A 13,261-nucleotide genomic window follows, 5' to 3' on the forward strand; every position below is an offset into this window, starting at 1 on the left:
CGACAAATCCCCTAGCCCCGATTGCAGCGGCATCCTTTTTTGTTTTTGTGTAATAGTTCTATTCAAAGACGAAAATTTCTAAAAAACAAAAAAGATATAGCGGAAAGCGGGATTAAGCTCCTAAAAATTTGTTTTAAAATCCTTATTTTTGTCATATGGAAAAAGTGGTATTGGTGAATCCTCAGGATGAAGTTTTGGGACAAATGGAAAAATTGCAGGCGCACGAAAATGGTCTTTTGCATCGTGCTTTTTCGGTTTTTCTGTTCAATGAAAAGGGTGAAATGCTTTTGCAGAAACGTGCAGGCGAAAAATACCATTCGCCAAACCAATGGACCAATGCCTGCTGTTCGCATCCACGTTTAGACGAATCTTATCTTGATGGTGCAAAAAGACGTATGAAAGAAGAGTTAGGAATCGATTGTGAACTGACGGAGAAGTTTCATTTTATTTACAAGGCAGATGTTGGAGAAGGGCTTTGGGAACATGAATTGGATTATGTTTTTACAGGAAACTTCGATGGCGAATTTGATTTGAATCCTGATGAAGTTTCCGAGATCCGATATGTTTCGATTACTGACCTGCAAACTGAAATTACTAAAAACCCTGATGATTTCACGGAATGGTTCAAAATTATCTGGGCTGAATATCGCAATCAGTTGAATTGAAACATTGAACCACAAAAGACACAAAAAGAAATTTTAGAAAATTCACTTCTTTCCTGAATTTTGAAAAACCAAATTGACTTTAAGGCCTTGGTGACCGTTGTGTTATAAATAAAAGCTTACAAAAGTGCAATACCAAAAATATTGCTTAACTTTATTATCAAATCCATATTTATGAAAGCTTTGGTAATTGGTGCGACAGGTGCAACGGGAAAAGACCTTGTGAATCAGCTCTGTAAAGACTCTGATTTTGACGAGATCGATATTTTTGTAAGAAAACGTTCTGACTTTCATGACGAAAAAGTCAAAGCACACATCATAGATTTTGACCGACCGGAAGAGTGGAAACACCTGGTTAAAGGTGATGTTGTCTTCTCTTGCCTTGGAACCACTTTAAAAGCCGCAGGAAGTAAGGATAACCAATGGAAAATCGATTATGATTATCAATATCAGTTTGCGAAAGCAGCGAAAGAAAATAATGTGGATGATTATATTTTGGTTTCTGCTTACGGTGCCAATCCTAATTCAAAAATCTTCTATTCCCGAATGAAAGGTGAATTGGAGGAGGCTGTAAAAAACTTACATTTTCCTAAAACAACTATCTTCAAACCAGGAATGCTGGAGCGAAAAAACACTGATAGAAATGCAGAAGTTACAGGCTTGAAAGCTTTGAAATTTCTCAACAGATTAGGACTTTTCAAAAGTCAGCAGCCTTTGCCGACAGACGTTTTAGCCAAAGCGATGGTAGTTGCTTCAAAAATAAAATCCAATAGTTTTTCAGAAATCAAGCTTCATAGCATTTTTAGTTTTGCCGAGAAGAAGACGCAACAATAAGCTTAACTTATTTTTATTGATAAATTTGATTTGATCATCTCACTCTGAAATTCTGCAATTGCTCAGGTTTATCACAGCAAACCTGCTCCATAACTTGTCTGAATTGCATTTTTAGCATTTCGATAATATGGTCACCGCCTTTTTCGCCTAAAGCACCGACCGCATACATAAAAGTACGCCCCATAAATGTGAATTCTGCACCGCAACTCAAAGCTCGGGCAACATCCGGACCGGTCCTCACACCGCTGTCCATCATTATTTTGATTTGACCTTTATATTTTTCGCTAATTTCCTTTACAACTGCAATTGTAGATTCTCCTGCATCCAGCTGTCTACCGCCATGATTGGAAATGATCATTCCATCGAAGCCCAAACGTACCGCTTCTTCCGCATCTTCATCAGAAGCAACACCTTTGATGACCAGTTTTCCCTTCCATTTGTCGCGGATGGCTTTGATCCTGTCCGGATTTAATCTGCCGGAAAAAGTGGAGTTCATGAACTGTCCCAGTTGTTTCACGTTCATATTCTTATCCATATATTTTTCCATCGTTTTAAAACTTGGCACACCGTGTTTCAGCATTTCCAGACACCATTGTGGTTTTACCAAAGCCTGAGAAACATTCCTGAAATTCAGCTGAGGGGGCATTGCCAGACCATTTCTGATCTCCTTTGCCCTGTAACCGAAAGTCGGGACATCTGAAAGTACGACTAAAACATCATATCCCGAAGCTTCGCAGCGGTCAAGAATATCGTCTCTTAACCATTCTTCTCTCGGATGATAGAGTTGATACCAAGCCTTTCCTTCCGTTAATTCGGCAATTCTTTCGATACTGCTTGTGGTAACTGTACTTAGAATAAAAGGGATATTATGTTTGAAAGCTGCCTTTGCAAGAATCTCCGGTGCATTTGGCCACATCAATCCTTGTAAACCTACAGGCGATATCCCAAAAGGTGCAGAATATTTGACACCGAACAATTCGGTTTCCATATTGGCTTCTGCATAATTATTATTAAGATAACGAGGTCGGAGCAGAACTTCTCTTAATTCGGTTGTGTTTCTGTCTCTGTTGATATTTTCGTTGCAGCCTCCATCAAGATACTCGAATGCAAAACGGGGCATTCTTTTTTTTGCCCTTTCGATCAACAATTCAAGCGAAGCATATTTGGTATCAAATGGAAATGACATAATCTATAAATTAAAAATTAAAGGTTGCAGCACATTCATCTTATAGTGTTGCTGTAAAAAAGTTTCATCGATCTCTTTATTTGAGATCACCATTGCTGCCCCCAAAGCAGAACCTAACGGAGAGTGTGTAGACATCACGCTGTAATGCTGGAAATGATGGGACATCAGTTTCATAAAAACATCATTATCCGTGAATCCTCCATCAATATATATCGTTTCAATTTCCGAATTTCCGATAGCATTCTTAACGGTATGAATCTGCAAGTCCATCAGTTCAATCATCAATTGATGATAAGCTTCTTCAAAGGTCGGAAATGAATTCAGATCTGTTTCACTGATCATTTTTCGTTTTAATGAAATCCCTTCAAAACGGAAATAAACCGCTTTGTGCTTCATTAAACGAAGGTACAAATCTTGGTCAAATTGCACTTCTCTGTGGAAACCGTATTCTTTTCCATAATGAGCACACAATTTTTCAACCTGGATCCTGTATTCATTTCCCATAAAAAATCGGGAAGCTTTTACACGTTTTCCGTCAACGCGCATATAATTCAAGCAGTTATTTTCGATGTCTTCATAAGTCAGACTTTCATCATTAAAAGGATTCAGAGAAATGCTCCAAGTCCCTGTTGAAACCAATAAGAACGGATCTTTTTTACTCAAAATATAAGGCAACAATGCAGAAGAACTGTCATGGATCCCTACTCCGATCTTTATTTTTTGACCTTTATAAGATGTATTAATACTCGCCGATGTCGGGACAATTGGCGGTAACAAAGCATCAATCCCTTCTTCATAGACCCAGTCATGATAATCATTCTTATCATAATCCCATAAATTAGTGTGACAGCCTATTGAAGTAAATTCGGAGACACACAAACCCGTGAACAAGTATGATAAATACTGAGGCAAATGAAGGGTGTAGCGGATTTTTTTGAAAACTTCAGGATGTTTGTACTTTAACCAAAACAACTGCATCCCGGAGTTCAACATTCCTGATTGTGGAGAAGCGGTTTCTCGGGCTATTTTCAGTTTATCACCGTGTTTTTCGTAAAACAGATCAAGAATCTCCTGCTCCATTGGTTTTGTATAATTGTACAATGGCGTCAGAACATTCCCTTTCTGGTCCAGATGGATCAAGCTTGCACCGTAACTGGAAAAATTGATTGCCTTGACCTCATAATCTTCATTTTCCAATATCGAATGAAAATTATCTTTTATCCAGTTTTGCAAGGCAATGATATCTTCTGTCGGATAGCCATCTTCATCTGTCGTGAGCGGTAATTCTGTATATTCCCGAACAACTTCTTTATAATTTTTATCAAATAAAAAGAATTTTTTATTGGTCTTTCCAATGTCAAATACGATGCTTACCTTCTTCTTTTTGGACATCCTTGCAATGAATTATTTTGAATATTAAAATAGTCTCAAATCTCATCTCTGAACTATTTTAATAATTGGATTAAAATTTTTAAAAACCATTAAGGAGTGTTTAGGTCTAGGAAAACTAAACTCTGCCTTAATGGTAGTAAAGAATAAATTAACTTATAATAAAAACCTTTAAATTCTTAAAAGTTGAAATTATCAATTTTAATAGGATCTTACAATCCTGTTGCTTTGGTTTCGAAACCTCTTTCGGAGATCAAAGTTTCTCTTACTTTGAGACTTCTGTAAGCTGAAATCGGGTCAAGTGCAGCTCCGGTCTGAAGTCTTGCAGCTTTCAACAACGGACGAACATCGGTTCTGTATGCTTCCTGTAAAATCTCCTGTGCACGAACGACATCATTGTTTAATTGAGCATCTTTCAATGCTTTTTGGTCAACTAAAAGTGCCTGTGCATAAGCCAATAAAATCGCTTCCAAAGACTGAATCAGATCTTCCAAAGGATCTTTGACATTATGACTCGCATCGATCATCCAGGCTGGATAAGGATTCTGAGGATTATTTTCGATGCCGTAAACCAATTCGTTGAAAATCAAAAATAACGCATAGGGTTTGATCGAACCAACCGTCAGATCATCATCTCCATATTTGCTGTCATTGAAATGGAAACCACCCAACTTCCCTTTATACATTAAGGTTGCAACAATCTGCTCAATATTTGAATTGGGTAAATGGTGACCCAGATCAACCAAAGTATAAGCTCTATCACCACAAGAATTTGCCAGCATAAAAGACGTTCCCCAATCTTGAATCGTGGTTGAATAGAAATTCGGTTCGTAAGGTTTATATTCGATGAATAACTTCCAGTCTTCCGGCATACCTGCGTAGATTTCCTTTAAACTCTGTTCGGTTTTTGACAAAGCTGTCTGGAAATTCAGTTGTCCGGGAAAACTTGCGCCGTCCGCTAACCAAACCGTCAAACTTTTTGAGTCTAATTCTTTTCCGATTCTGATGACTTCTTTGTTATGCTCAACCGCATAAGCTCTGGAATCTTCGTTAACAGCATTCAAAGAACCGAATTTGTAAGAATGTTTTGCTCCCTGCTGGTCTTGAAATGTGTTGGAATTCATTGCATCAAAAACAAGTCCGTGAGAAGCCGCTCTTTCTTTGATAGCTTTCACATCACCCGGGATATCCCACGGAATGTGGAGTGAAACCGCTCCGGCAGAATGTGTCAGTGTGTGGATCAAGCCAATATCATCCAGTTTTTGCTCTAAAGATGAAGGTTCTCCTCCGTAAGAAAATCTTCCGAAACGAGTTCCTCCAGCTCCCAGAGCCCAGCTTGGAATGGCGACCTGAAAATCGGCAATTTTATCAACGATCTCGGAAACATTAACTCCTGATCTTGTCAGTTTATTCTGCAGATAATCAAAATCTGAATTAAAACTTTCTACTTCTCCTTTATTGTATTGTTCAATGATGTCTTTTCCTATGATCATAATATATTTAAATTTTTCAAAAAGAAAGCCTGCCCGTAAACAGGCCCTCCAATTAATAAATTACTTTTATTTTTATCTTGGAAAGGCATTTGCCATTCCACCATCAACATTGATGATATTCCCCGTACTCTTCTCCAGGATTGCAACACAGGCGAAAACACCGTTTGCTATATCTTCCGGAAGGATGATCTCGTTCAAAAGGTTTCTCTTTGCATAAAACGCCGGCAATTCTTCAACAGAAATACCATTCGCCTTTGCTCTTCCTTCCGCCCATTTTCCTTCCCAGATTTTGCTTCCAACGATAACGCCATCAGGATTTACAACGTTCACCCGGATTTTATCAGCTGCCAATTCTGCTGCCAACAGTCTCGTCATATGTTGCTGAGCTGCCTTTGCAGTTCCGTATGCAACATTATTTGGACCTGCAACCAAACCGTTTTTACTTGCAATGTTTACGATGTCGCCGCCAAGATTTTGCTTTTTCATAATCTCAACCCCAAATTTAGACATTAAGAACTGACCTTTTACCAAAACATTTTCAAGAAGTTCCCAGTCTTTGGTCGTTGTGTCTTCCAATGATTTAGAAATCGCCAAACCTGCAGAATGAACGATGATATCTACCCCACCAAATGCCAAAACTGTTTCTTTGAAAGCATTGGCAATCGCTTCTTCACTCGTTACATCGCAAGGAACGGCAACCGCCTGGTCTTTGTTATATTTTGAAGTTGCAGATTCTACAGCTTCTGTATTTAAATCTGTGTAAACTACAACGGCACCTTCTGCCAACATTTTATCTGCAATAGCCTGCCCGATTCCGCCGCCCGCTCCGGTTACAATTGCAATCTTTCTTGACAACGGTTTTTCTTTTGGCATCCTCTGAAGTTTTGCTTCTTCCAATAACCAATATTCGATGTCGAAAGCTTCTTGTCTTGGTAAAGATGTGTATTCCGAAATAGCTTCTGCACCACGCATTACGTTGATTGCATTAACGTAAAATTCGCTTGCAACACGAGTAGTTTGCTTATCTTTTGAGAAACTGAACATTCCAACTCCAGGATAAATGATGATCACCGGATTCGGGTCACGCATTGCTGGACTGTTTGGATGTTTGCAGGTTTCGTAATAGTCTTTGTATTCTTGTCTGTATTGTTCGAAAAGTGGATTTAGTTTTTCTAAAATAGCTTTGGAATCAGATAAATCTTCATTTTTGTCCAAAGTCAAAATCAACGGCTGAATTTTGGTTCTCAAGAAATGGTCCGGACAAGACGTTCCAAGCGGAGCCAGACGTTCCAAGTCATTACTGTTGATATATTCCAACACGACATCGCTGTCTGTGAAATGACCCACCATTCTGTTTTCGGAAGAAGCTAAACCTCTTAATAAAGGCATAATCTGAGCAGCTTTACCTTTACGTTCTTCAGCCGGAAGAGATTCTACTTTTTGACCACCGAAAACCTGACCATTTTCCGCTATTTTCTTATTGATATATTCAGAAGCTGTTTCTATGACTTCCAAACTATTGATGTAACATTCGTATGAAGTATCGCCCCAGGTAAATAATCCGTGGCTACCTAGTACAATTCCTCTGATCCCAGGGTTATCATTCAGACATTTTTCCAATTGTAACCCCAGGTCGAAGCCCGGCTTTTGCCAAGGTACCCAACCCATTGTATCCCCCCAGATTTCTTTGGTAATTGCTTCACTATCCTTTGCTGCTGCGACTGCGATCAAAGCATCCGGATGGAGGTGATCGATATGTTTGAACGGCAATAAACCGTGAAGTGGCGTATCAATTGAAGGCGCTTTACTGTCCAGATCAAAAATACAGTGATTGAAAAGTCCAACCATTCTATCTTCATCTGCCAAGCCCTCATAAACATTTTTAAGATTTCTTAATCTTTCGGTATAAAGACCTGCAATTCCTTTTCTGGTTAAAGTTCCGATATCACCGCCGGAACCTTTCACCCACATCACTTCAACTTCTTCGTTGGTCAGAGGATCTTTTTCGATGGTTTTACAGCTTGTGTTCCCACCACCGTAATTGGTAATTCTAAGATCTGCTCCTAATATGTTTGAACGGTATAAAAATAAGGCAACCTGATCATCACCAAAAGATGCTGCTTTTTCTTCATCCCACAAATAATCTACATATTTAAATGTTCTTACGTTTTCCATTTTTATATTTCTAAATTTTTTATCAAAATTAGATGGTTGGATTTTCAACGGCATCCCGTACTATACTGATGAATCCTAGATTTAAAGTTAATTTAAAGTAACATTCAACTTCAATCCGATGATTATTGAAGTCAAACCAACCCTATCTAATTTGTAAAAGATTAATAGCCTGGCAATTGGGTCAGATTTGGATTATCTATCATTGGGTGTCCTGCAGATGCTGCCGCGAATGGCAACAATTCTGTTTTATTGGTCTGGAAACCGAAGAATAGGCCGTCATTGGCAGACTCTACCCAACCAGGATAAGCATTTCCGTTCTCAGCATAACCAAACGCTTTAGAATACATATTGTTACCCATTCCCAAAACGTTGAATCCCGCTCCAAACCCTACTGCTTTTCTCGCATTGCCGTTAAATGTACTGGTGTATGCTTCAAACATCTGCGTAGGATACCATTTATCTTCTGTCGAAGTAGGCTGTCCGTGTGCTGCTACAATCGCTCTTAATGCCGTTTGATAAGCTGCATAATTTGCTGAACTGGTCGGAACATTTTTAATCGTAGCAATTTCTGTTGGATCAGTGATATCAATGTAAGGCAAAGCCAAAAATGGGTCTCCGTAGGTCTGAGAATTTTTATGGAATTTGTAAAGCCTGTAAGTAGCAATATTTGCATATTTACCAACTCTTCTGGTCAGGTCTTTCATATCTTGTCTTGTAGCCTCGATTTCTGTGGTCAGGCTATTGGTTCTGATAAGGTCTGTACGAAGCATAAACTCGCCTGCAAATTCCCATTTTCTTTCCTGAACAATCGCTTTCAAAAAGTCGGCTTGTCCGGATGGTAATGGTAATGAACCAATGCCAGCTCTTGTACGTACGGCTGTCAATGCAGCGTTTGCAGCAGCTGTGGGGCCATTGTTAAGATAATTTTGAGTTTCAGCATACATCAAAAGGACATCTGCATATCTCAGCAACGGAATATTAAGATTTCTGTCAGCAGCGGCCTGTGGCTCAACGCACCAGGATAATCTGAATTTTCCAGGCATTATTGCAGAATAAGTAGTTCCTACATCCACAAAAGTATCTCCTGCAGCACCAGCTTCCAGGAAGTAGACACTATAAGAAGTACAAGTCACATCTCTACGTGTATCATTTTGATTGAACGAAAGATAGTAAGACGGCAATATCATTTGCTGGGAAGAACGAGAACCGAAAACACCATTTCTATAACCCGGATGCGCATACACCTGGAATGCCGAATTGGTATTTTGTCCCAAAGATGCAACATGCCAAAGCATTTCGGAATTGACCGCACCAAAATTCCTACGGTCAAAATTAAACCATAATGCTTCGAAACCACTTTTTCCACCTTGGCCTTGAACCAAACTTTTAGTTCCTCCATTGATGATAGCTGCACAAGCATTGTCCGCAATCTGGTACAATTCTCTTACTCTTGCATTGTCTGAACGGCGGGAAACCACACCCGGATTGGATGTGTTCAGTTCCCAGCGTAATGAATAACCTGCAGCATAAAGTGCAATTCTTGCAAGCAGTGCATTGACACCTTCTTTAGACAAACGTTCTGTGGTCCCGAAACCGCTGGCTGCCAATGTAGGAACAGTCACTGATGCTTCCTGCAAATCGCCTACAATTCTGTCATAGATTTCGTCGCGAGAGGCACGTTTTGGATAGAATGTATTTTCATCATTCGGGTCCAGTGTTTCCAATGGCTCGAATACCGAAGGCACATCACCATAGATCCGAATCAGGTTATAATAACAAAATGCACGGATAGACTTAGCCTCGCCAATCAAGGCATCGCGCTTTTCACTTGCAGGCATTTTGCCTAATTGATAGACCGCAATATTAGTACGCTCTATAACGGCATACATTGCAGAATAAATTCCTGTTACTGTGAATGGGGTGTAGGCATCATAATTATAGTTGCAGACATTGTATTTTGAATTATTAAGCGCTTCAACAGAATGGTTCACCGTGTCACCTGCACCCAGCTGATAGAACATCTCAGTGGGAATCAAACCTCTGTAGCATCCCAATACGAACATCTCAGCGGTCTGCAGGTTTTGAAAAACAACATCCGAATCTGTTGTATTGTATGCTGGCTGGTCCAGAAAATCTTCATTACAGGAGTTAGTTGTTAAAACAGCTAAAACCATTGAGGACATTAAGACCGTCTTCTTTAAAAATCTATGTTGGTTAAATATATTTTTCATTTTAAATCAATTTAAAAAAATTAAAATGTTAAGTTAATTCCAAGTACATAACTTCTGGACCTTGGATAAGTAGAACTGTCATAGCCTGGTGTCACTGCCACACCACTTGCAGCAGAAACCTCCGGGTCAAAACCGGAATAGCCTGTAATCGTAGCCAAGTTATTAACTGTAACATAGATTCTGGCATTGGTCACCATAATGTCTCTCAGGAAATTTTTAGGTAAGGAATAGCCTAAGGTCAGCTGAGCAATTCTAAGGTACGAACCATCTTCTACATAATAGGATGACGGATAGGTTATGGTCTGTGTATTGGTATTGCTAAGACTCCAAAGTCTTGAATCTTCATTTGGGTTAAGTTCTTTCAATCTTGCAAGATTCATTGTCTGTTGTCCTGTGTTCGGGTCAATCAGATGATAGAAATTAGTTCCGAATTCTGATGGAACGTTCTGAAACAAAGCATAAGGACTCAAACTATGTTTAGTAGCATTGTAAACATCGCCACCAACGCTGAACTTCATAAATACCGCTAAGTCAAAACCTTTGTAAGAAAAGTTATTGCTCATACCTCCGATGAAATCTGGCGTTGCATCACCAATCTTCACCATCTTTCTCGTGAATTGGTCTCCGGCTTCGTTATCTGCCGCAAACTTGATGTCTCCTGGCTTCGGTGTTCCTGTTGCTGGTTTCACCACACCATCTTTCAAGGTCAATGAACCATTGGCGTTCTGGATGAAATCATCCGTGGTATAGATTCCCTGATAAACATAACCGTACATCTCACCAAGCTGCTCTCCAACCGTGGCATAATACGTTACCACACCGGCTCTATTACTTCCAACACTGAAGGTTCTGGAATCTCTTCCTCGTTCTAAAGAAAGTACTTTGGAACGGTTATGACCGATGTTGAAGTCCGTGGACCACCTGAAATTATCAGACCTCCAGTTGATTGTGTTCAATGTAAACTCGACACCTCGGTTTCTCATATTCCCGATATTCTGGTATTGTCTTGAGTAACCTGACGATGTCGGAAGAACGGCCTGCAAAAGCATATCACTCACATTGTTGTTATACCATTCAGATGTCAGTTTGATCCTGTTGTTGAATAATGCAAGGTCAACCCCAACGTTAGTCGATTTCAATTCTTCCCATTTCAAATAAGGATTCCCCAGGTTGGAGCTTGTAACATAAACTGGTGTTCCCGGCGTGTTGTTCATAGGATAATCCGTGATGGAATAAGTCGTCAGGAACAAATTGTTTCCGATATCATTATTTCCCGTCACACCATATTCAACCCTGAATTTTAAATCGTTGATAACATTATTGATTTTAGAATTCTGCCAAAAGCTTTCCTGAGAAGTTCTCCACGCAGCCGCTACTGACGGGAAAAAGCCCCATTTGTTTTTGTCACCAAATTTAGAAGAGCCATCTCTTCTCACTGTTGCAGTTAATAGATATCTGTCATCATAGTTATAAGTTACCCTTCCAAAGTAAGACAATAGGCTTGTACTGCTTCTGTCTGTGGACTTGTCGGAAACTGTTGCTGTGGAAATATCATCCAGACCGAAGTTAGGAAATGGGAATTTTATCAGAGTCATATTATTACTTTCTGACTGAGAGTAAACGAGTTCCTGACCAATTAACGCATTAAGCTTATGTTTACCAAATGTATTGTTATATGTTACTGTATTTGTAATCTGATAGCCGTAGGATTCGCTGTTCCCGATTTTTCCATTGATTCCCGTAGTCGTAGGATCTGTAAGATTGGCTCTTGAATTTTCATCCGAGAAAGAAGTAGACTTGACGCTTCTCCAGTTATATTGTCCCGCCGTTCTGAATGTAAAATTCTTCAGGAAATCGATTTCCAAACCTGTGTTGGCTACGAAGTTCCTCGTACGGGCGTTGGATGTGGAGGCCTGAAGTTCTATGAAAGGGTTTTCTGTATCATAGCTTGGGTCCAATGCTGTAAAATCACCGTAGGTCTGTGTATTGAAAAGCTGATCCAGACTAAAACGTGTCCCACCGCTAATTGGCTGAAGTAATATTTTCTTCATCCCGGAATAAGCACCGCCACCATTGAGGGAATTGGTATTGAACACAGAATTGAAATCCACTCTTATTCCTTTATAAAGCTCAGAGGTGATATTGGCTCTCAATGAGTTTCTAGTCTCGCTAAAATTGCTCAGCAATCCATCCTGCTTGTTATAGTTATAACTTACGAAGGCCTGTGTCTTTTCCGTTCCTACAGAAAAATTGAAGTTATGGTTCGTAGTCAGACCCGACCCGCCGAGCATTTTCTTCTGCCAGTCCAGTGTGGAAGCATTAGCATATCTTTCATCAATCCTGTTAAACACACCTGTGTAGAAACCCGGAGTTTCCGGTGGAAGATTATTATCGAAATAATTGCTCCACTGAGCCGTTCTGCCAGCCAGGTTAGCCATCTCGTACTGATACTTTACATAATCTTCCGCATTGGAAATCATATCCAGTTTTTTGGACAATGTATCGAATGAAGTAAAGTTATTATAATTGATAATCGTTTTTCCCTTCTTCCCGCCTTTTGTTTTGATAACGATAATACCGTTGGAACCACGCGCACCATAGATGGCGATGGCTGAAGCACCTTTTAGTACGTCGATACTTTCAATATCGTTCGGGTTAATAACGTTAAGAGCATTATCCAACTGGAAACCGTCCACAATGTAAAGCGGTTCTGTTCCCTGTGTAATGGAAGCACCACCACGGATGGTCACATTGGCATTGGCGCCGGGTGCACCACTCGCCGTCACGATGTTAAGACCGGCCGCTCTTCCCTGTAAAGCCTGCAGCGCGTTCATCGCAGGCGTTGCAGCCAACTCCTTCGCAGAAACAGAGGAAACCGACCCTGTAAGGTCAGACTTCTTAACCGTTCCGTAACCGATGACCACCACTTCATCAATAACTTTGGTACTGACCTGTACAGTATCGCTGACAGTCTCTTGTTGACCAGCAAGAAAAGCAGAGGACAGTAAAAATGCCGGAAAAACGATTCCCTTTATTGCTTTGTGTTTAATGATTAAAGACATATGTTAATTTTTAGTAATATTAAATTAATACTGCCAAAGTACATTGTTAAGAAAAGTTTGGCATCCTGCATTGTCCTGCATTATTAATTTAATAATTTATCATAATTTTTAATGATTATTTCAACCACATATTCAAAATATTAAGAATTATGTTTAAATATTCAAAATAAAATTGTTAATATAAAATTGACTGAATTTTTGATTTTAGAAAAAAATTTCGGATTATTTT

At 39.6% G+C, this 13,261-nt stretch carries 8 protein-coding genes; 2 read left to right on the forward strand and 6 right to left on the reverse strand.

What is annotated here, in order from left to right:
• Positions 1 to 155: 155 nt before the first annotated feature.
• Together idi and K319_RS0103105 are read left to right on the forward strand one after the other, a co-directional pair.
• The gene (gene idi, locus K319_RS0103100; RefSeq protein WP_027382291.1) at positions 156 to 665 is read left to right on the forward strand and encodes an isopentenyl-diphosphate Delta-isomerase; all 510 of its coding nucleotides are present in this window, start codon (positions 156 to 158) and stop codon (positions 663 to 665) included.
• 171 nt (positions 666 to 836) lie between these two features.
• Positions 837 to 1,496 (forward strand): NAD(P)H-binding protein, encoded by a 660-nt coding sequence (locus K319_RS0103105; protein WP_027382292.1) that lies wholly within the window; start codon positions 837 to 839, stop codon positions 1,494 to 1,496.
• Positions 1,497 to 1,530: 34 nt separating this feature from the next.
• Here the strand turns inward: K319_RS0103105 and K319_RS0103110 are convergent, their stop codons facing one another.
• The 6 genes from K319_RS0103110 to K319_RS0103135 form a co-directional block, all read right to left on the reverse strand.
• Positions 1,531 to 2,682 (reverse strand): alpha-hydroxy acid oxidase, encoded by a 1,152-nt coding sequence (locus K319_RS0103110; RefSeq protein WP_027382293.1) that lies wholly within the window; start codon positions 2,680 to 2,682, stop codon positions 1,531 to 1,533.
• A 3-nt stretch (positions 2,683 to 2,685) separates the two neighbouring features.
• On the reverse strand, positions 2,686 to 4,074 hold the full coding sequence (locus K319_RS0103115) for an FGGY-family carbohydrate kinase (RefSeq protein WP_027382294.1): 1,389 nt from the start codon (positions 4,072 to 4,074) through the stop codon (positions 2,686 to 2,688).
• Positions 4,075 to 4,283: 209 nt separating this feature from the next.
• Complete coding sequence (locus K319_RS0103120; RefSeq protein WP_027382295.1) at positions 4,284 to 5,564, reverse strand: sugar isomerase; 1,281 nt, start codon at positions 5,562 to 5,564, stop codon at positions 4,284 to 4,286.
• A 72-nt stretch (positions 5,565 to 5,636) separates the two neighbouring features.
• Entirely contained in the window at positions 5,637 to 7,739 is a 2,103-nt protein-coding gene (locus K319_RS0103125) for a bifunctional rhamnulose-1-phosphate aldolase/short-chain dehydrogenase (RefSeq protein ID WP_027382296.1), read from the reverse strand.
• A gap of 161 nt (positions 7,740 to 7,900) precedes the next feature.
• Positions 7,901 to 9,970, reverse strand: coding sequence for a RagB/SusD family nutrient uptake outer membrane protein (locus tag K319_RS0103130; RefSeq protein WP_027382297.1), 2,070 nt, complete (start codon positions 9,968 to 9,970; stop codon positions 7,901 to 7,903).
• A 20-nt stretch (positions 9,971 to 9,990) separates the two neighbouring features.
• Positions 9,991 to 13,032, reverse strand: a complete 3,042-nt coding sequence (locus K319_RS0103135; RefSeq protein ID WP_027382298.1) for a SusC/RagA family TonB-linked outer membrane protein — start codon at positions 13,030 to 13,032, stop codon at positions 9,991 to 9,993.
• Between the last annotated feature and the right edge of the window lie 229 nt (positions 13,033 to 13,261).

This window comes from Epilithonimonas caeni DSM 17710 (assembly GCF_000426465.1).
Lineage (GTDB): Bacteria > Bacteroidota > Bacteroidia > Flavobacteriales > Weeksellaceae > Epilithonimonas > Epilithonimonas caeni.

Coding starts and splice junctions, on each gene's coding strand:
- K319_RS0103105 (WP_027382292.1), top strand. CDS start 837: ATGAAAGCTTTGGTAATTGGTGCGACAGGTGCAACGGGAAAAGACCTT.
- K319_RS0103130 (WP_027382297.1), bottom strand. CDS start 9,970: ATGAAAAATATATTTAACCAACATAGATTTTTAAAGAAGACGGTCTTA.
- K319_RS0103120 (WP_027382295.1), bottom strand. CDS start 5,564: ATGATCATAGGAAAAGACATCATTGAACAATACAATAAAGGAGAAGTA.
- K319_RS0103125 (WP_027382296.1), bottom strand. CDS start 7,739: ATGGAAAACGTAAGAACATTTAAATATGTAGATTATTTGTGGGATGAA.
- K319_RS0103115 (WP_027382294.1), bottom strand. CDS start 4,074: ATGTCCAAAAAGAAGAAGGTAAGCATCGTATTTGACATTGGAAAGACC.
- idi (WP_027382291.1), top strand. CDS start 156: ATGGAAAAAGTGGTATTGGTGAATCCTCAGGATGAAGTTTTGGGACAA.
- K319_RS0103110 (WP_027382293.1), bottom strand. CDS start 2,682: ATGTCATTTCCATTTGATACCAAATATGCTTCGCTTGAATTGTTGATC.
- K319_RS0103135 (WP_027382298.1), bottom strand. CDS start 13,032: ATGTCTTTAATCATTAAACACAAAGCAATAAAGGGAATCGTTTTTCCG.